We start from the raw sequence: 20,731 nt of genomic DNA, 5'->3' as shown, positions 1-20,731 counted from the left end.
AACGGTTTTAACCCGCGATCGATCAGCGGCACATCATTAAATAATAATAAGGTCTTACTATGGATAGAGTCACACTTTACCACTGGGAACCCAACGCAAATTCCGGCAAGCCTATGTTAACTCTGGCGGAAAAAGGCGTTGATTATGAGAGTGGTTATCTGGATCTCCTCAATTTTGACCAACACAAGCCGGAATACCTGGCCATTAATCCCAACGGCACCATTCCCGCGATGGTCCATGGCAAGCGTGTGCTGACAGAATCCACGGCCATTATGGAATACGTGGATGAGGCGTTTGAGGGGCCGGCACTCATGCCCTCGGATCCGCGGGACAAATGGCGAATTCGCTGGTGGATGAAGTTTATGGACCAATGGTTTGGTCCCTCCGTGAGTATGATTGGTTGGAGTGTCTTTGTTGGGCCTTCCGTTCGCGATCGCGATCCGGACGAATTGGCTGCAGCCATTGAACGCATTCCAATGCCAGAGCGCCGGGTTTCCTGGCGTAAAGCGATCTACGGTTTGTTCAGTGAAGAGGAACTGATGGCCTCTCGAGAGCGCGTCGCGGTCGGCATCACCCTATTGGAAAATGCATTGAAAGAGCGTGAATGGCTCGCCTCGGATATGTATTCTCTGGCGGACATCAACGGATTCAATTTAGGCGTCGCACTGCCATTGTCCCAACCGGCGCTCTGCAACGACGATAAAACCCCGCACATAATGGAATGGCTACGCAAAATCTACGAACGTCAGGCGACTCGGGCCACCTGGGCCAAAGGTCGCACACCGCTTTCAAAGCGCGCTGAATTTCTCGATCGCAATCACGTGCAAGGAGCAACCGCATGAGCATGACTTTATTTCATGGCGAGCCCATCGGTCCCTCGTTGACGGTATTGGCCGCGATGCACGAAAAGTACTTGTCTTGTGACACCCGGTTGATTGATTTATCGATTGGCGGCCGCTACAGCATCCCCTGTGAGATGACGCCTCAGTTGCAAATGAGTGTCGAAGGGGAGGGGCCGGTGCTTGTGGTCGATGGCGAGCCTCTGGTCGATTCTGTCTTCATCGGATGCTTTTTGGATGAAGTGGGGCAAGGCGAGTCCTTGCAGGGCAATTCGGCTTATGAGCGCTGGGAAATTATGGCGTGGTGTCGCTATGTGATTGAACGTGTGGCGCCGGCTGCTGCATTACTGGGCACGGTAACCTTCAGTGGTGAGAGGATTCGAAATCTGTCTGATGCTGACTTTGCGGATTTACTCAATCGCATTGACTGTCAGGATTTAAAAGAGCGCTGGCAGGCTCTGCGGGATGATGCCACAGACCTGGAGTCGCTAGCGATTTGCAAAGGTAAAATTGAACAGTTGATTGAACGACTTGAAGGCCAGCTTAATGGTAAGACGTGGTTGTTTGACCAATTTAGCTTGGCAGATTTAGAAACCTACAGCTGGCTGTCGGGTATGCAGTCTATTATGCCAGATGCCTTCACGGATGCCACTCATACTCAGGCTTGGCTCGAGCGTATGCGCACCCGTCCAAGTGTTGCGGCAGCTATGACGGCGGGCTCGGATGCTGGTGGCAGTGGCGGATGGGCTCCTGGACCGGAGATCAACCGCTGGGGGTAGGCCGGTGAGATCCATAGATTATTTCGACCGAGGTCACGATCTTGATCCGTCGCGTATTTGCGTCATAGAAGGTAATAAACGCTATACCTTTGCCAGCGTGAAGGCACAAACGGAACAGTTGGCTTCGGCGCTCTATGCTCAAGGATTTGCAAAACAGGACGCTGTCGCGATCTATTCGCCGAACAGCGCCGAATCCCTGATCACTTTGTTGTCGATTTGGCGAGCAGAAGGACGTTGGATTCCCCTGCACATCACTAGTCCTGCCGCGGCCAGCAGCGATTATCTGCAGCTCGTCGGTTGTCAGTGGCTCTTTTACGATTCCAGTCTCGCCGCTGACGTTGACGTGTTTCAGCAACGGATGGGGGATTCGTTGCGCTGCATTTGTTTGGATAAGCGTGGCGAAGGGCATCCGTCCCTGCACGAATTTATGGCTGCCAACGGCGTCCCTGTGAGTGATCACGATGGCGATCCGTTTGGCAATCTATCCGATATTGTCGGTGTGTTTCCAACCGGGGGCACCACAGGACCTATGCGCGGTGTGGATGTTTCCAACCTCACTTGGGGCACCATGATCGAAACCGCAGCGGTCAAGTTGACCGGTCGCACGGTAAATCCAGTGAATCTGATCGTGGCGCCCATCTCTCATGCGGCCGGGCCGTTCAGTTTGGCGACGCTGTCGTTTGGCGCAACCCAGGTCCTGTTACCGCGGTTCGAAGGCGCCGCCATTCTCGATGCTATAGCTCAGCATCGTGTTACCCATATGCATTTGTCCCCGTCTTTACTCTGTGAATTATTGGATGAACCTCGTATTCGCAGTGCCAATCTTCGGTCATTAAAGCTCTTGTTTTTAGTCGGCTCAACGATTTCTGCCACGCGATTGCGGCAGGCAATTTCGGTGTTTGGTCCCTGTGTATGTCAGAGCTATGGTCAAGTTGAGTGCCCCATGTTTATCAGCTGGTTATCACCAGAGGTGGCCGCCGCTGCCGCTTGGGGAGATCAACAACAGCGCTTGTCCAGCTGCGGCCGTGGCACAGAATCGGTTCGTGTTGAAATCATGGACGAACAGGGGCGTTTACTGGCAAACGGCGAGCGAGGTGAGATCGTCGTGCGTGGCACTTTGGTTTCGAAGGGTTATCACAAAGATGCTGCAGGAACCGAAGAGATTCGTCGCTTTGGTTGGCACCACACAGGTGATATCGGCTATCGCGACAACGACGGTTATCTCTACATCGTTGATCGACAGAAAGACATGATCACCACCGCTGGCTACAACGTGTTTTCCTCCGAAGTCGAAGCGATCATTGTTGAATTGCCGGACGTTGTCGACTGCTTGGTGATAGGTATTCCCGACCCTGAGTCCGGTGTCTCTGTGCATGCGGTCGTGGTCGGTCAGGGGCTTACGGAGCAGCAGGTAATCGACTGGACGCAGAAAAAACTGGGCAGTCGCAAAGCGCCGCGCTCAGTAACTTTTGTGGATTCCCTGCCGCTGACGTCGGCAGGCAAGCCCGACAAAAAACGGCTGCGAGCCAGTTACTGGGACGCGTCAACAGGAGGTGGCATCCGTCTGAATTAGGTTCACTGAGTGGCCATGTGTTGTAAAAAAATAACGTGGGTGATGCATAAACCCGGAGATAATAACGATGTTTAAAAAAGCAGTTCTCTTCACTGTTCTGGTAAGTCTTGGTGCCTGTTCGCAAAAGGATGCCAATGAATCTGAATCGACCGCTGCCGCGTTACCGGCAGTCGCTGAAAAGTCCCTCGAAAAGGTGTCTGGAGTCGCGCAGTCTGACCTCGACAATGCGTCTGCCAACACGTCGGAATGGCTCACCTACAACCGCACTTATGATGCGCAAAGATTCAGTCCGGAAAATATCATCAATACCTCGAATGTTGATCAGATGGGACTGACCTGGTTCGCCGATTTGGATACCCGCCGGGGCCAGGAAGCGACGCCTCTCGTAATCGACGGCAAGCTGTACGTCACAACCGCCTGGTCCAAAGTGAAAGCTTACAATGCCAAAACGGGGGAGCCCCTTTGGGATTATGATCCGGAAGTCCCCGGGCATTCCGCCGTGTACGGTTGTTGTGATGTCGTGAATCGCGGACTGGCTGCCGCTGGTGACAAACTGTTCCTTGGTACCTTTGATGGTCGGTTAATTGCCCTCGATAAAGACAGTGGCAAGGTTATCTGGACCAAAAATACCGTGGATAACGCCTGGCCTTACACCATTACTGGCGCGCCACTGGTGGTTAAAGGCAAGGTGATTATCGGTAACGGAGGCGCTGAAATGGGCGTTCGAGGCTACATCTCTGCCTACGACACAGAGACGGGCGAGCAACTCTGGCGCTTTTATACGGTTCCGGATAACCCCGCCAACGGTCCTCAGCCCGATTATCTGGAATCGGCATTGTCCACCTGGAATGGTGAGTGGTGGAAACTTGGAGGGGGGGGCACCGTTTGGGATGCCATGGCCTACGATCCACAGCTCGATATGTTGTACATCGGCGTCGGCAATGGTTCGCCGTGGAATCAGTCCTACCGCTCTCCGGGTGGTGGCGACAATCTTTATTTGTCGTCCATCGTCGCGATTCGACCGGATACTGGCGAATACGTCTGGCATTACCAGACCACTCCCGGGGAAACCTGGGATTTTACCGCCACGCAACACATCATGCTGGCGGATCTGACCATCGACGGCAAAGAGCGCAAGGTGCTGATGCAGGCACCTAAAAATGGCTTTTTCTACGTGATTGACCGGGAGACAGGTGAGTTTATCTCGGCAAACAATTTTGTGCCCGTCACCTGGGCTGAAGGGATTGACCCTGATTCCGGACGGCCAATTGAAACCATGGACGCACGCTATGATAAAACTGGCAAGCCATCGGTGGTGATGCCCGGCGCAACAGGTGCGCACAGCTGGCATTCCATGGCCTATGACCCAGACCAAAATTTGGTGTTTATTCCGGCCAACATCGTTGCTTTTCCCTATTTCCCTGATATGGCGTGGAAGTCGGCAAAGCTCGGTTTTAACGTTGGTCTTGATATGGGCGCTGCAGCAATTCCAGCGGATCTATCTGTGCGGGATGAGTTGCGAGACGCCACCGCCGGTGCCTTGATTGCATGGGATCCTGTTGCTCAGAAGGAGCGTTGGCGCATTGACTTCCCCGGTCCATTTAACGGGGGAATTCTGGCAACGGCGGGAGATCTTATCTTCCAGGGTAACGCCAGTGGCGAGTTTGCATCCTATTCCATTAAGGATGGCAGCAAGCTGTGGTCGTATCCGGCACAAACCGGCATCGTGGCCGCGCCTATGACGTACACCATCGACGGTGAACAGTATGTTGCCATTCTGGCGGGGTGGGGCGGTGTTTGGACGCTGGCGACAGGCGCCTTGGCCGATGTTTCAGGCCCGGTTCGCAACATCTCCCGACTGTTGGTTTTCAAACTGAATGGTGACCAGCAGTTGCCGCCGGAACCTGCTCTGCATCAATTGCTGCTCGACCCGCCACCGACCACTGCCAGTGCTGACACGGTTGACCACGGAAAAGGCCTTTTTGCCCGCTATTGCTCGGTCTGCCATGGCGACGCCGCCATTGGCGGAGCCATTACACCGGACTTACGCCGCTCCGGCTTGCTGTTCACAGAGGATGGCTGGAACGCTGTTGTGCACGATGGCCTGCTCGAAGAGCGAGGTATGGTCGCCTGGAAAGACGTGCTCTCCACTCAGCAAATCCAAGACATTCGACAGTACGTGATCAAACGGGCCAACGAAGACAAGGTCCTGGAAGAAGAGAGCGCTGTGGCTGCGTCAGCCCCGAATTCGCAATCCCAATAGAACGCCCATAAGCGCCAATAACCATGGCCGATGAGCACATTTGAACATAATAAGGAAGCACGTTGATGACCTTGAAATATTATCATGCGGAACCCGCCGCCAATTCTCTGAAGTCCATGATTCCCTTGAAGGAAAAGCAATTGCCTTTCGAGAGTGTGTATGTCGATCTGCACAAATTTGAACAACATCAGCCCTGGTTTACGGCGATTAATCCCGAGGGGCAGGTCCCTGTACTGGATCACAACGGTGTGATCATTACGCACACCACGGTCATCAATGAATATCTGGAAGACGTTTTTCCTGAAATTCCATTGCGGCCACTAGACCCCGCGGGGCGAGCCCGCATGCGCTACTGGAATAAATTTGTGGATGAGCATGTTATGAATCACGTCTCTATGCACGGCTGGCACCGAATGGTGGGTGTGATTGCAAGAGGCATTGATAGCGGTGAATTTGAGGAGTTGATGGCACGTATTCCGCTGCCGGACCAGCGCGAAAAGTGGCGGACTGCGCGATCCGGTTTTAGTGAAGAGCAGTTAGCGTATGCCACCAGCAAAATTGAGATCGCCATCGCTAAAGTCGAAGAGCAGTTGGGAAAAACCCAGTGGCTGGCAGGTAATGACTACACCTTGGCGGATATCAATTTTTTCTGCCATTGCGGTATGATGGTTGATCGGATGTTCCCGGAAATGCAGATTCCAGAAGTGGCACCTAGGCTGGTCGAATGGCGTGAGCGTATGCTGGCGCGGGACGGCGTAAAAGGCGCCATGGCGATGCCAGACCATACCAACCCAGCGCTGCGGACGTTTACTGGGGAGGCGCGGTAACCCGGTCGTTTGTCGAATCGTGACGGTCTGGTACTGAGAGCGGTCACGATTCAGAACATGCAATAGACAGTATTTTCCTCCATTGTGGATTCTACTAACGGATTCATCCCGATCAACCCTCGATTGACTAAGCCGTTGATGACATTTCTTGGGTGCTAATGGCGCGATCAGCTACAATCGGCAAACGATGTGGTGGGTCGTTTACTGGCATTTACTGAGAGCGTTTCTATCGCGTCTACCTACTCGTATCCTTTCTTATTGCTTGCAGGAGTAGGCGTTTGCTTGAAGTAAAAACCCTAGGGCTTTTTTTGCTCACCGCCATGGCGGAAATTCTCGGCTGTTATTTGCCGTATCTTTGGCTGCGCGAGAATAAATCGATTTGGCTGTTAATTCCTGCTGCCTTGAATCTGACTCTCTTTGCGTGGTTATTAACCTTGCATCCCACCGCTACAGGTCGCGTTTATGCCGCTTATGGTGGTGTGTATATATTTGTAGCCATAATATGGTTGTGGTGTGTCGATGGTGTCCGCCCCACAATATGGGACGTGACAGGCTCGACAGTTGCCTTGCTGGGTATGGCGATTATCATGTTTGCGCCTCGAGTACCCTAATTGTTTTTACGATTCGACAGCCTGCCTTTAAGTTCGCGTCTACGCTGTTCTTTCGCACAGAATCAGTCTGCAATTTATGGAAAGGGCGGCTGGTTTTATCCTCAATATTTCGTCAAAAAATGAAAGTTCAATTCCATAAAAGGGCGAACCCGAGTGAAATTCAAAAACCCTAGACCATAGTCTAACTCTGCTTTTTGGTTCTAAAAAGATTATAAATATCAAATAGATACGGCGATTTTTCTAAAAAATAATCCCGTTGATTTCCGGAATTCTCGAATCTTCCGATAAACCAGTTGACCGCTTTCCAGTTACCGCGATAAATTTCGCCGCGACGGAAGATTCTTTGAAATCTTTTTGCCCTTCGGGCGACATAAACATAATCCAACGAATTCGTTGAGCCGATTTTGTCGAATCGGTTCTCGATGCATCCTAGTGATCAAGGTGTTGAGATGTTAATACCGTGATGGATCACTAACAGCTTGCCTTTCTAAATCAGAAGCGCATTTTCTCTTTTATAAAATACCTAAAAACGTGGAGATATAATGACAAGTGGTACTACGTTTGGTGTTACGCCGGAAGCAGCGACACAGCCTGACAATAGCAAGTTCGTCGAGAGCGATTACGCCAGTCATCATCGGCCCAGTTCAGACTTTAACAGTCGCGATGAGTATTTGGAGTATGAATTGCAAATCATGTCGCCAAAGCGCTGGCGTCCTAACTTGCCTTTCCGAGATTATCGCTTTGAGTGGGAAGATACGATTCCCGCCATGGCGGGAACCATCGGCAAGGTGGTTATGGTGGGCGCCATTGCGGCAACTTTTGCTGCGCCGCTCGGATTGGGCGACGCCTTCGTTCTAGAGAATGTTCGCTACGAACTGATCATCGTCTCTATTTTTATTGTTTTATTTTCAGGGTTTTTATTGCCGACGGCCAACTTGGCGGGTACCCATGGTCCGTTGATCCCGTTGATTCCCATGGTTGTAGCTGCCGGTGGGCACCCCATGGCGTTTGGCCTATTGATTGGTATTTTCGGCCTTTTGCTGGCGATCAGTAAGGGTGGCAGTTTGCTGGCGAATTTGACGAGTAAAGGGGTTTGCGGTGGGTTGCTGCTCTATCTAGGATTTGTTGGTACGGCGGCACAGGTGAAAAAACTCTTTGCCTGGGCAGAAACCATAAACATGGCATATATCGCATTTGTGTTAATTCTGTCCACGATATTGCTGTACGCGCTCTTAGAGCATTGGAAAAAGCGTTGGTTAGCCGTTCCCTTAAGTTGTTTGATGTGTGGTACAATCGCGTTTGCCTTGGGAGCGCCATTCCATTTTGAAACAGCACCTGGTTTACCCAACATGAATCCAATGTACTGGTGGGGAGAAAATTCCGGCTGGATGCTCGGGTTGCCGACGCTGGAGAGCTTTATTGTTGTCTTGCCTTTCGCTGTATTGGCGGTGGCGATGTGGTCGCCGGATTTTCTGGGGCATCAGGTTTTCCAGAAAATCAGTTACCCGGAACGGACCGAAAAAGTGCACATGAACATCGATGACACAATGGTCAGCGCGTCTTTGCGGCAAACTGTGGGTTCCGTTATGGGGGGCGCTAACTTTACCTCGTCCTGGGGGACCTACATTGTGCCTGCGGCAATTGCCAAGCGTCCGATTCCGGCAGGTGCGCTACTGACAGCACTGTTTTGTATTATCGCGGGCGTATGGGGCTACCCAATGGATCTGGCGATTTGGGAACCGGTCCTCTGTGTTGCTTTGGTTGTGGGGGTGTTCATTCCATTGCTAGAAGCGGGCATGGAAATGACTCGTGAGGGTAAAACCACTCAGTCTGCGGCCATCGTGGTGTTTGCCTCCTCATTGGTAAACCCGGCTTTTGGTTGGTCATTGACGATGCTGCTGGATAATTTGGGGCTGATTGGCTGTAAAGAGCGCAGCTCAGGATTGACCGCCATGAGTCGGTGGATTGTCCCCGGAATAATGTTTTTGGTGTTGACCAGTGTGATGGCGTTGGTTGGTTTATTACCCGGTATTCCGGCGATTCTTACACAATTCAGATAATGATTTGAGCGTGTTTTACACGCTCAAATATAAGTCTTATAGTATGGGCCAAGTGGATTCGGCCCATATCTTCAAAGATTCTGCTTTAACGTTATAGCTTTAACGTTATATTGGTCATAGAGATTTATTTCCATTGGGAAGGCGAATTAATTCATAGCATGGCAAGGACTTGCCGATGAATTTTCCAAGAATATTGTTGATCGCACTTGTAGTAGTCGCTCTGAATGCTGAGCAAATTAAAGCAGGTCGTCCTGATCCTATTCTCCAAGAGCAATGGTACTTACTCACCGCTCAAACGACGCCCGATAGCGAGCTATCGAGTAACGATTCTGATGGATCACTAGACCTTTATTACGATCCAAATCAGGAAAATATAGCTCATCCAGGCGAACAATCAGACGAGTCCCAAGAGAAAAGCCTTACAAGGCTTCCTCTAGACTATTTGCTGGATTTAATGGCTCACGGGCTTTCTAGCTTGTTACCTTACGAAAGCAAACCCGGTTATTACTTCGACAAGGTGCTCGTAGAGGAAAATACTCTGGTATACGAAATTTCTCTGTTGAACTTTGAAAGATCGAATTTCGATAAAGCAGTGTTCTTAAGAGAAAATCAATCCGAGCTGACAGGCCATGTCTGTGAAACTGAGTTGACGAGGTTGATCTTGCAAAAAGGAGGGGTAGTGTCAGCCAGATACTTTGACACCGATGGTAATTCCTTGAGGGATTTGACTATCCAAATATCTGAGTGTTCTTAAGGTAAGCGTGGTAATAGCACTTTAAACGATCGCGGAATGCAAAGCGCAAAGGATTGTGGTGCATATGATGATTTCGGGAGAAGCGTAGCGCCTCTCCCGCAACTGTAAGATCAGTAGCGATCCAAACAGTTCAAATCTGCAAAGGCCTGCTCCAGGCGAACGGACATACTTTCTTCCATCTTACGCAGCCAGACACGAGGGTCGTAGAACTTCTTGTTAGGCGCATCTTCGCCGTCTGGGTTGCCAATTTGGGATTGCAGATAGCCTTCCTTCGCAATGTAGTATTGGCGAATACCGTCCCACGCAGCCCACTGAGTATCAGTGTCGATGTTCATTTTGATCACACCGTAGCTGATGGCTTCCGAGATTTCGTCCGCCGAAGATCCAGAACCACCGTGGAAAACGAAGTTCAGCGCGTTGTTGCCTAAACCAAATTTCTCGGAACAGTAGGTTTGAGAGTTTTCGAGGATTTTTGGTGTCAGTTTGACATTGCCGGGTTTGTAGACGCCGTGAACGTTACCGAAGGCGGCAGCGATGGTGAAATTAGGACTGATCTTGATCAGTTGCTCGTAGGCATAAGCAACGTCTTCTGGCTGGGTGTAGAGCATGGAGTTATCCATGTCGGTGTTATCGACGCCGTCTTCTTCACCGCCGGTACAGCCCAGTTCGATTTCCAGCGTCATGCCCATCTTGCTCATGCGCTCGAGGTACTTTGAGCATATCTCAATGTTCTCTTCCAGGCTTTCTTCGCTGAGGTCGATCATGTGAGATGAGTAGAGGGGAGAGCCGGTCTTTTCGAAGTGTTCTTCGCCAGCGTCTAGCAGTCCGTCGATCCATGGCAACAGCTTTTTCGCCGCATGGTCGGTGTGAAGAATAACTGGCACGCCGTAGGCCTCTGCCACCGCATGAACGTGCAAGGCGCCAGCGATACCACCGAGAACGGCATTGCCCTGGCCTTCAAGTTTCAGCCCTTTACCGGCAACGAATGCCGCGCCGCCGTTAGAGAACTGAATGATAATGGGAGATTTAACCCGCGCTGCAGTTTCCAGTGCAGCATTGACAGAGTCAGAGCCCACACAGTTGACGGCGGGCAGGGCGTAGTTGCCGGCTTTGGCGGCTTCGAAGATCTTTTGTAGATCGTCTCCTGTGGCCACGCCGGGCTTAATGAGGGATGATAATTTTTCAGACATAGAAATCTCCTTGTTGGCTAATAACTTACGGAGCACTCACCCATATAGATTGGGGGGGAGAGGGCAAGAAAAAGGGGGCATATGAATCATCATCTAAGGGTTAACGGAAATTTCCGTTGATCGTAACGCATCGTCCTTTGCGAAACAGGGCTGCTTTCGGCAGCCAGGCTACCGCCAAGTGAATTTCATTGCTTGTTAAGCATAAAAACATATGAAAATCAAAAGGATAGCTTTTGGTCAGGTTCTTTTACAAGTGCCAATGGTATATGCAAAGCAGATGATACCGCAATGTCTCTCATTTGCTCATCCAGCAAGGATTCTCAAACGGTCTGAATAGCGCCCAGAACCTCGGATCTGATTCTAAGGTATTAGTTGAGAACAGTCGCCGAAACAGGCGTTCAGCCTACGCATTGGCTAAGGGTACTAGGACCGCGAAAATTCGCATCAGTTGCCTTTACGCTAGGGACTGCTGAGTTTTCCGCGATCACGCCTCGATGAAATGTCGAAAAAGCTGCCTTACCTGTCGTGTAAATCCTGACAATGCGCCGTCTGGCGAAATCTGGCAGGCATCAGGAGGGTGAATATTACCATTTGACGCCTAATCCCGAATCGCCATATAGCCTCATTTTGGCCATGGGGGTATAGTGAATTGGCCTAGTACGTTCTGGCAGCGAATCCTCTTTCGAGAGGCCTTTGATCAGCTTGCTGTCGTTATCTGGGTAATAATGTCGAGTTGACGCTCAATGAAGTTTTGATGGGTCGCTACTAAGCAGCGGTGTTCAAAATGGTAATAGGGTGAATGCCATGGATGGGTCTGAAACAACTCAAAACAGACGTTCAACGGATACCAAACCTAAATATTTTCGATCTTCTTTATTTATCTTAGGTTTGTCGTTAATTCTCTTTATCTTCTTTTATTACGAACATCGCCAGAAAAACCAAGCGGCAGTTAATCACAACTATTTTCGCATTATTTCTGAAGTTGCTCAGGAACTCAATAACAATTACGAGCAATTGTATAAGTTGCTTAACAACGGCGCGACGACTGGAAAAATTCAGCAGTTTTTTCCGAGTTTTCAAGATGAAATATCGTCGTGTAAAAGTCAGATTAGCAATGAAAAAAGTGTTGGCTCTGAAGGAAGTGCTGGCACTAAAAAACCGAAATACACCGAAAAGAAGACGGAGGATTCGAGCGACCTAAAGAACAGTCTGCCTTCCGAGAAAGATATTAAATTAGATGTTAAGGCGAGCGGAGGAAAATTATATATTGAGGTTATTCATACAAATCTAACTGGATGTTATTCGCTTGTAGAGCGAGATCTTTTACCTGCCCCAAGCGAAGGAATCAGTCATTATTTGGTTGTAAATGATCAAAATGAAGCATTAGTAAGCAGTAGCACCAACAGGGTTCTTTCGATTCAGAATTTGGAAGAAATCAGTCGAAACGTATCAACGTCTATGAATCGTGATTGGCTTAAGTTGGCAAATAGACAAAACAAACTAAATGACGATGAAATCGGTTCAAAATTGCCTGGGTACAGCTATGCGATAGATATTGATCTAAATCCTGGCGATTATCGACTGTTTCTCTACCCATTTAAATTCGATACGCCATTTTATCAGTCGATAGTGACCTCTGGTTCTGAGAATACCTCCTCAGAAAGCGACAACGATGGGCCTAATAACGGCACTTCATTGTTGGCACATATTCAATCTAACCAAACCCTACATATTGTCGCTATTCTACCAACCAAGTACCTAGAATCTATACAAGGCGAGCGTCGTAAGATAGCTTTTGTCTCTATTGTTGTCGTATTTTTTGCATTCATATGGGCAATGGTTAAGCTATACATGTCATCAAATTTGACGCCGGTTAGTACAGTCTTCTACAAATTTACCATGGCCAGCGGTTACGCATTATTTGCCATGATATTGGCCTTGTTGCTAGCAGGTTATGAAACCTTTCTAGAAAAGTCTGAAAAAGATGCCAGAGCTTATTCAATTGCTAGAAAGGCGACGATAAATATGGGGAATGAAATTGGCAATATTATTCAGCAGATTGTTCCTCATCATAACTACTTTTCCTGCATTGCTAATTCAAAAAACGAAAAGAAAGGTGCGCTAATTGATTGTCTTGAAAATGAAAAATTGCAGGCTAAATTTTCTGATGATACGAAGCCGGTTGGGTTTACAAACAGCTGCTATGGCTATGGTGATTTGAACAGTTTAGAAAAAACCTATCATCAAGACTCAGAAAATTATTGTGCCGACGATATTTTAGAAAAAGTGAGTGAGCCTAATAAAAACTATTTTGTAGATTTATTTGGCCCTGGTGTTAATTTTATAAAAAAAGTTAATAATCCAGAAAAGGGTAAAAAAGAAAATGGAGGCAATGAGTTAGAGCCGATACAACAATACTTCGATGTTAGTGAATCAAGCGCCTATTCTCAAAACCGAATCCTTTCGGTTGTATTATTAAATGAAGATGGGAAGACAGTCTATCCAGCAATTCGATATATAGAGAAAAACAGTTTTCCTAGAGAACGAGATCTATCTACAAGAGATTATTTTCAACGGGCAACGCTCGATGACCTTTGGGATATTGAAGTAAAAAATATTTCTGGAGATGATCAAAAAGCAGGTAGTGATTTATTAGAAAAGGTACCATTTTTTATACAACGATTACGTAATAAATCCGATGGCACCTTGGGTTCAACCCTGTCACAGCCTCTAGGAGCGATGTATAGATCTGAGGATGATCGCTCGAATCAGGAAAACTTAGTTAAAAATTATGTGGTTGCCGCAGATATATCGATTCCAAGTTTAAGTCAAATAGAAAACTATAACCGCGAGAGCTTACAGGATTTCCAGTTTATGGTCGTTCATCGCGATAGCGGTGATGTGCTTTTTCACTGGGACAGTAAAAGAGTTTTGATTGAAAACCTTTTTGAATCTGGTAGCGGGACCAGTGCTTTGCATCACCGGATACGCGCCGGTTTCGATAGTGCTCGGGATTCATCGATACCGAAAATCTGTGCTGACAACAATGATCGAGATAGAGCAGAGTGTAGGCCTTCAAGTATTTCAATGGTTGAAGGCTATTATCATGGCTATGCCGGCTGGTTTTTAGTGCAATCGACACCTATTGATGAATGGGTTGTCGTTGTTTTTCATCCGCGCGAGAGTATGGAAAATTATTTTGCGAATTTATTTTTATACAATTTCTTATGTTTGTTAATACCCCTATTTTCTATTTACACAGTGTTAACATTGATTCGCTGGCAGTGGGGGACGGGGCGAATTAAAGAGTATTTAAATATACCAAAAACGATTAATCGTCGGCGTATTATTCTATTTTCATCGGTTTGGTTAGCCGCATTAATTACAGGCTATTGGGTTGGTTTTTCCATTGATATGCATTTGATGCCGAGCGGCTCAGCGTTTCAATCCTGGCGATTGGCGTTACCACTAAGTTGTATGCTTATGGTGCTTTTATGGGGGGGAGCTGAATACTGGCGCGCCTATTACAGATCGACTCAATATCGACGGGGCAGTCCATTTGTTGTTGCGAATAAAGGATTAGATATTCTTATTATTTGTTTTGTGGTTTTGGGCTCAATACTAAGTTTTTATATGCTTAAGACAGGAGAAACATCTTCTTCCGCCCTTCGATGGTATTACGGTAAAATATCTACAGCGTGGGAAAATCAACAAAAAGAGCAGTTCCGCGCCGATGCTACTGCGAGATTTACCAACTCGATTACAATTAAAAACCAAGATCCATTTAGACTACTAGGAATCGACTCATCAAATAGTGGAAACGAGAACGGTGAGGCATCTAAGAAGTCGAGTGATGGTCTGGATACGGTCATGCCATCGGATGTTGGGTCTTTTAGCTCACTTACGCGTTCTGCCAGTTTTCCGGATTGGTTCGTTCGTTACATGGTTAATAAAACGCAATTTCCTTTAGAAACGCGAGGCGTTGAGCCTCGCGATATACATGTTGGCTATCTCATTTCGTTGCTGGTGATTCTAGGCTTACTATTTTCGTTTTGGATATTCTTTGTTCGCAGAATATTATTTTCTCGGATTTACGGTACAGAAGACTTCCTTAGGCATCTGGAAAACCTATACGATCAGTCCGTCCAAAGTAGTTATTCCAATCAAGCCCACTCGGTAGAAAGACCCAAACTGGTCATAGAAACGGGTGAGGAGCCTGCGCCGGCCCCATATTTGGATTGGTTGGTGGATCATCATAGATCAAATCCCAACGCCCATTCAGAATTCGGATGGCTACTCAGTCGCTCCTCCCTGTTACAGCAGCTTGTGGATGATGAAAATGAGAGTCTACTGCCAATTTTACGATTAAATATTGAATCGGACCCTGAGCTAGGGGCCCACTATGTTTATTTATCGGACTTCGATGCCGCGTTAGTTCAGCCGGAGAGTCGAAAGTTACTGCTCAAGTTTTTGGTAGAGTTAAAGTCTCTCATTCTTGAGGGGCAGCGACGAAACGGCGATCAAGACGAGGGACAATTGGATGGGCAATTGTTGAAAGTTACTATTTATGCCAGCATGAAGAGCCTGCAATCTTTGACGATCATCGATACTCTTGGGCAAGATAAATCCAGTGTTGCATATCAGCTTAACGCCGTTGAGCAGTTTTCCTGGGCGAAATGCCTGATGGATTTTACGATCAACTTACCCATGAATCTCATCAGAGATCTCAATCCGGGCTTCTTAGCGCGAGAAGTAAAAGCCATGCCTGCGATCGAAGCCGCCTTCATCGGCGATATGTCGGATTCCTCGAACTATGACAATCGCCGTTGGCTGGATCTGGATGATACAACCAAGGTGACCGGTGAATGGCAATCTATTCGGTTTATTCTGCACAAAGTGGAATCCTTGTATCGTTATCTTTGGTGTACCTTATCGCCTTCGGAAAAATTGGTCCTTTACCATCTCTCAAAGTTTCGCCGCGTCAATCCACTCAATCATCAAGTGCTCGAAAAGCTAGCGCTGGCGGGGTTGATTAAAGTGAAGCGAGGCCGCATTCGTATTGTTAATCAAAGCTTTTGTACGTTTGTTCAAAGTGCCGAGTCTGGCAGTACCTTGCGCAGCCTGTTAAAAGAGGGCAGTCAGGGGAATTGGCAAGATTATCGTTTACCGATCACTCTGGTATTGCTGCTTGTTCTAGCAGCATTGGCTTTGTTTTCGGGGGACTCTCTCTATGTCATCATAGCAACTGTGTTGGGCTTTTTAGGAAGTTTGACGGCAGTGATGACGAGCGTTCACTCATTACGAGATATTTTCGAACGCTAGAGTCAAACCAAATGGACTAAAGCTGTAAAGGAATCGCTTTTAGTCGCTAAGCTAACATGCATTGATCAGCGCAGAGAACTGCTTAAGGTCAATATTGCCACCACTGATCACGACTCCGATTCGCTGGCCTTTCAATGCGTCTTTCATTTTTATTGCAGCAGCAAGGCCAAGGCAGCCGGTAGGTTCTACCATGAGTTTCATTCTTGACGCCATAAATGCCATGGCGGAAACCAACTCAGCGTCGGTCGCCGTCACAATGTCTGTAACATTGCTTTGAATAATCGGAAAGGTAAGCTTGCCAAGGTGTTGCGTTTGGGCGCCATCGGCGATGGTTTTCGGTGTGTCGATGTGAACAATCTGGCCCTGTTGCAAGGACTGCTGGCCGTCGTTTCCGACTTCCGGTTCTACGCCATATATTCTGCAGTCTGGTGCTAGGGTTTTGGCAGACAGTGAGCTGCCGGACAGCAAACCACCGCCGCCAAGGGGGACAAATAAGGTGTCCAAGGGACCAATTTCCTCGATCAGCTCTTTAACGGCTGTTCCCTGGCCGGCAAGAATATCTTCGTGATCAAACGGCGAGATTAGCGTCAGGGCCTCTGTTTCGGCGAGTTTCCGCCCAATGGCTTCGCGATCTTCCTCATAGCGATTGTAGGTCACTACCTTTGCGCCGTAGCCTCGAGTGGCGCTGAGTTTGATTGCAGGCGCATCCTCAGGCATCACGATCGTAGCAGGGATACCGAGAGTGCGTGATGCGAGAGCCATCGCCTGGGCATGGTTACCCGATGAGAAGGCCACCACGCCGGCGCCTCGCTGTTCAGAGGTCAGTTTTGACAGGGCATTAAACGCGCCTCGAAATTTGAACGAGCCTGTGCGCTGGAGATTTTCACATTTTAGAAAGACGTCCGCTCCTAAGTTGTCGTTTAGAGTCCGGGACGACATGACGGGTGTTTTGTGGGCATGATCTTTTAACCGAGCTGCTGCGGCGCAGACATCGTCAAACGTGGGTAACATCATTGTCGATTCCTGTGGTCTTTCAATAGAGAATCCGGTCTCAAACTTTTGGGGAATGTTTATGTGATCTTCTCTTAAGGATACGTTCGTGTGTAATACTGGTTGCAAATTAATGAGTAGGAAATAGGAGCTATCTAGATAATCGCCCCCTAAATTGGCGGATCTGATTTTATCCAGTTTTGTGACTATTCGCTCAGGTTGGGTTTTACCTCCTTAATTAGCTACTTTTCGCAAACGCTAATTTTGCGCCAAAACCAATAAAGACAACACCCGTTACAGCGTTGAGCCAGATTTTAAATCTAGGGTGGTTGGTGGCTCGCTTTACTCTCGTTAATGTAAAAATCATGGTCGAAAACCATAAAACATTGACCAATGAATGGGCCGTAACAAGGGCGTATGCACTGAGAGCATTGCCGTCGACTGGAATAAACTGCGGGAAAGCTGCAAGATAAAATACGGAGACTTTAGGGTTTAAGATGTTTGTTAAAAAGCCTTCGTAAAATGCACCTTTTAAAGATATTGGCGTTTGTAGCTTTTCAATAGTTTCGCTATTTGTCGTCGAACCTTGGTGTAGAGCATTTCTAAGTGCTTTGAGGCCCAACCAAATTAAATACGCAGCTCCCAAGAGTTTGAACACGAAAAAGGCATTGGCGGATTGCACCAAAAGAATGGAGATGCCAAAAATCGACAATGTGCCATGGATATAAAAAGCAGCGACAAAGCCAGCTACATTCGCCAAGCCGGCCCTGTGTCCTGACAAAGGTACCGTTTTTGCGATAAGGAAGCCATTTGGGCCCGGTGAAATAACCAATAGCGTGGCCACTGCAATAAAGCTCAGAATATTGTTTGCATCCATTTCTATTCTCCATAAGTTGAGTTATTGATTAAGGTAACTCTTATCTGCTTTGCCCTTATTTGTTTATCAATGTCTTATTCGTCACTTTCTTAACAAAAGCGATTATGGGGCTTGGAAAAGTCTCAAAAAAAAGAAACTTTGCCAAGTCTCATGCGTATTTCTTTGCACCGGCAACGCACACCATAGCGACAAGCGTTGTTGCGATCATCATCACACTTACGCTTTCTTTCAGTATTAGCGCGGCGAGCGCCAGCGCCATTAGCGGCTGCAGCAATTGCAATTGGCCCACCGCTGCAATGCCACCCAAAGCAAGCCCCCGATACCAAAAGATAAAGCCAAGTAACATACTGAATAAGGAAACGTAGGCGAGTCCCTGCCACGCCGACGTATTGATGTATTGAAAACTGGTGGGCATGGTCAATATCGCAAGAGGTAGCATAAACGGCAAAGACAACACCAACAGCCAGCTGATGACTTGCCAGCCGCCCAGCCGACGGGAAAGGCGAGCGCCCTCCGCGTACCCTAAACCACAGACGGCAACCGCCGCCAGCATCAATACGGCCCCAATCATTGACATATCCTTGCTGCCCACGGCGGCATAACCGGCAACACATACGGCGCCCAAGCCGGAATACATCCAGAAGGGCAGGCGAGGGCGCTCTCCACCACGCAATACCGCGAAGATCGCTGTGCACATTGGAAGCAGCCCTAAAAACACTATGGATTGGGCAGAGGTAATGTGTTGCAGGGCGAGGGCGGTGAGAAGTGGAAACCCGACCACGCATCCAAGGGCGCCGAGCATCAGCGATGGTAATTCTCTGATTTGGGGGCGTGGTTGCTTCAACAACATAAGCAGTGCCATGCCGATCAATGCTGCCAACGTGGCTCGTGCGCAGGTCAAAAAGGTGGGACTGAAGTCGGCGACGGCAACGCGAGTCGCCGGTAGAGAGCCGGCAAACATGGCAACGCCGATAAAACCGTTAAACCAGGCATTCGAGAATAGAGTCATGGAGGTCTCCCAAACAGTAGGGCGCTATTTGATCATTGCTGCCCAGCCTGTCGCCAGATACACTTCAGTACAATTAGAAAGAACTGTACTGTTATAAAACCCCATACAATTTGGTGACAGGAATGACCACTCAAGGCACCCGCATCGGCGCGGTTATGGCAGACGTGCAAGCGAAAATTGCTGCGCGAATATACCCTCCCGGATCGCGGCTGCCCTCGCTGCGGGCCCAGGCCAGCGCCATGAAGGTTTCCATCTCAACGGTGGTTGAAGCCTATGAGCGCTTGGCGGCTGAGAAAGTTATCGCCTCCCATCCTGGGTCTGGTTTTTTTGTGATTGGTCCCGCTGCACCGCTGACCTTGAATCAGATTGGACCAATCGTTGATCGGGAAATCGATCCCTTGTGGATTTCTCGTCAGGCGTTAGAAGCAGACAATCGCATTCTAAAGCCGGGATGTGGTTGGTTGCCCCCGGACTGGCTGTTTCACGACGGATTGCGACGGGCATTACGCTCCCTGGCGCGAGCCAGTGATGAAGACTTGAGCGAATATGCCACGCCCTTAGGGTTGCCTGCTCTGCGCCAGTTTTTGGCACGACGTTTGGCCAACGCCGGTATTGATGTCGCACCGGAAGGGATTATGCTGACTGAATCCGGCACCCAGGCGATTGATTTAATCTGCCGATTTTTTCTGGAGCCGGGCGACACTGTACTGGTGGATGACCCATGTTACTTTAATTTTCAGGCGCTATTAAAAGCCCATCGCGTAACCGTTATTGGCGTCCCATTTACGCCCCAAGGTCCGGATGTTGATGCCTTCGCCGATGCACTGCAGCATCATAGCCCGCGGTTGTATGTCACCAACTCGGGCATCCACAATCCAACGGGAGCAACTCTGTCGCCAGTAACGGCTCACCGACTGCTTAAGGTGATAGACGCAACTGACTTAGTAGTTGTTGAAGACGACATATTCGCTGATCTGGAAATCTCACCTGCTCATCGGTTGGCGACCTTTGATGGGCTAAACAAAGTGATACAAATTGGCAGCTTTTCCAAAACCATCTCCGGAGCTCTAAGGTGTGGCTATATTGCCGCTCGTGGTGATTGGATTGAAAGCCTTGTAGATTTGAAAATTGCCACAACCTTTGGCGGTGGCCGCATGGCGGCAGATCTGGTGCTTAAAGCGTTGACGGACAGCGGCTATCGCAAGCACATGGATAGTATTCGGCAGCGTCTTGCCGAAGCAAGACTTGCCACGCTTGACCAGCTGGCCCGGTTGAATATCCAGCCATGGCTGATTCCTCAAGCTGGCATGTTCTTGTGGTGCGAGTTGCCTGAAGGGTTCAGCGCGACAGAAATTGCCCGACGCTGCCTGAAAGAGGGTGTGGTATTGGCGCCTGGTAACGCCTTTAGTCAGACCTTAACCGCAGATCGCTTCCTAAGGTTTAATGTGGCCCAATGTCAAAATAAACGTGTCTATAAGGTGCTGGAAGAGGCGATGAAAGGCTAAGATTGTTGAGTTGTTTTAGACGGTGGCGAGGTTGCTATTACCGATGTCTACGGAATGCTTCGCGCTGTTGAGTTTCTAGGATCGCCCGGTTACTTAAAAATGATAGGCGTTGGGGTAAGGGGTCCGTCAAGG

The 20,731-nt window shown here is 48.7% G+C and carries 14 protein-coding genes; 10 read left to right on the top strand and 4 right to left on the bottom strand.

The annotated features are described in order from the left end of the window. Positions 1-59 precede the first annotated feature (59 nt). From ACXAFR_RS01400 to ACXAFR_RS01365, 8 genes are all read left to right on the top strand, one after another. Entirely contained in the window at positions 60-842 is a 783-nt protein-coding gene (locus ACXAFR_RS01400; protein WP_475171073.1) for a glutathione S-transferase family protein, read from the top strand. Further along, entirely contained in the window at positions 839-1,618 is a 780-nt protein-coding gene (locus ACXAFR_RS01395; protein ID WP_475171070.1) for a glutathione S-transferase family protein, read from the top strand. The genes ACXAFR_RS01400 and ACXAFR_RS01395 overlap by 4 nt, the downstream gene beginning before the upstream one ends. 4 nt (positions 1,619-1,622) lie before the next feature. After that, complete coding sequence (locus tag ACXAFR_RS01390; RefSeq protein ID WP_475171067.1) at positions 1,623-3,191, top strand: class I adenylate-forming enzyme family protein; 1,569 nt, start codon at positions 1,623-1,625, stop codon at positions 3,189-3,191. A 67-nt stretch (positions 3,192-3,258) separates the two neighbouring features. Further along, the gene (locus ACXAFR_RS01385) at positions 3,259-5,454 is read left to right on the top strand and encodes a PQQ-dependent dehydrogenase, methanol/ethanol family (RefSeq protein ID WP_475171065.1); all 2,196 of its coding nucleotides are present in this window, start codon (positions 3,259-3,261) and stop codon (positions 5,452-5,454) included. Positions 5,455-5,519: 65 nt separating this feature from the next. Then, the gene (locus ACXAFR_RS01380; RefSeq protein WP_475171062.1) at positions 5,520-6,281 is read left to right on the top strand and encodes a glutathione S-transferase family protein; all 762 of its coding nucleotides are present in this window, start codon (positions 5,520-5,522) and stop codon (positions 6,279-6,281) included. 278 nt (positions 6,282-6,559) lie between these two features. Beyond that, positions 6,560-6,892: a YnfA family protein gene (locus ACXAFR_RS01375; RefSeq protein WP_475171058.1), complete on the top strand. Its 333-nt coding sequence runs from the start codon at positions 6,560-6,562 to the stop codon at positions 6,890-6,892. Positions 6,893-7,434: 542 nt separating this feature from the next. After that, positions 7,435-8,952, top strand: coding sequence for a DUF3360 family protein (locus ACXAFR_RS01370; protein WP_475171055.1), 1,518 nt, complete (start codon positions 7,435-7,437; stop codon positions 8,950-8,952). Between the two features lie 175 nt (positions 8,953-9,127). After that, complete coding sequence (locus ACXAFR_RS01365; RefSeq protein WP_475171052.1) at positions 9,128-9,706, top strand: hypothetical protein; 579 nt, start codon at positions 9,128-9,130, stop codon at positions 9,704-9,706. A gap of 110 nt (positions 9,707-9,816) precedes the next feature. Here the strand turns inward: ACXAFR_RS01365 and fbaA are convergent, their stop codons facing one another. Further along, on the bottom strand, positions 9,817-10,896 hold the full coding sequence (gene fbaA, locus ACXAFR_RS01360) for a class II fructose-bisphosphate aldolase (protein ID WP_475171050.1): 1,080 nt from the start codon (positions 10,894-10,896) through the stop codon (positions 9,817-9,819). An 804-nt stretch (positions 10,897-11,700) separates the two neighbouring features. Between fbaA and ACXAFR_RS01355 the strand changes: the two genes are divergently transcribed. Further along, positions 11,701-16,218, top strand: coding sequence for a hypothetical protein (locus ACXAFR_RS01355; protein ID WP_475171049.1), 4,518 nt, complete (start codon positions 11,701-11,703; stop codon positions 16,216-16,218). A gap of 51 nt (positions 16,219-16,269) precedes the next feature. Here ACXAFR_RS01355 and ACXAFR_RS01350 read toward each other — a convergent pair whose 3' ends face one another. The 3 genes from ACXAFR_RS01350 to ACXAFR_RS01340 form a co-directional block, all read right to left on the bottom strand. Then, a complete protein-coding gene (locus tag ACXAFR_RS01350) occupies positions 16,270-17,232 on the bottom strand; it encodes a threo-3-hydroxy-L-aspartate ammonia-lyase (protein WP_475171047.1) in 963 nt (320 codons plus the stop codon). A gap of 214 nt (positions 17,233-17,446) precedes the next feature. Then, the gene (locus ACXAFR_RS01345) at positions 17,447-18,085 is read right to left on the bottom strand and encodes a LysE family translocator (protein WP_475171045.1); all 639 of its coding nucleotides are present in this window, start codon (positions 18,083-18,085) and stop codon (positions 17,447-17,449) included. Between the two features lie 148 nt (positions 18,086-18,233). Beyond that, positions 18,234-19,094 carry a DMT family transporter gene (locus tag ACXAFR_RS01340; RefSeq protein ID WP_475171043.1) on the bottom strand — a complete coding sequence of 287 codons (861 nt, stop codon included), beginning with the start codon at positions 19,092-19,094 and terminating at the stop codon, positions 18,234-18,236. Positions 19,095-19,216: 122 nt separating this feature from the next. Between ACXAFR_RS01340 and ACXAFR_RS01335 the strand changes: the two genes are divergently transcribed. Then, positions 19,217-20,599, top strand: coding sequence for an aminotransferase-like domain-containing protein (locus ACXAFR_RS01335; RefSeq protein WP_475171041.1), 1,383 nt, complete (start codon positions 19,217-19,219; stop codon positions 20,597-20,599). The last annotated feature ends 132 nt before the right edge of the window (positions 20,600-20,731 follow it).

This window comes from Pseudomaricurvus sp. ABR4_320, from assembly GCF_056159445.1.
The sequence above is the reverse complement of the archived record's forward strand: the minus strand, read 5'-3'. Positions and strand labels throughout refer to the sequence as shown.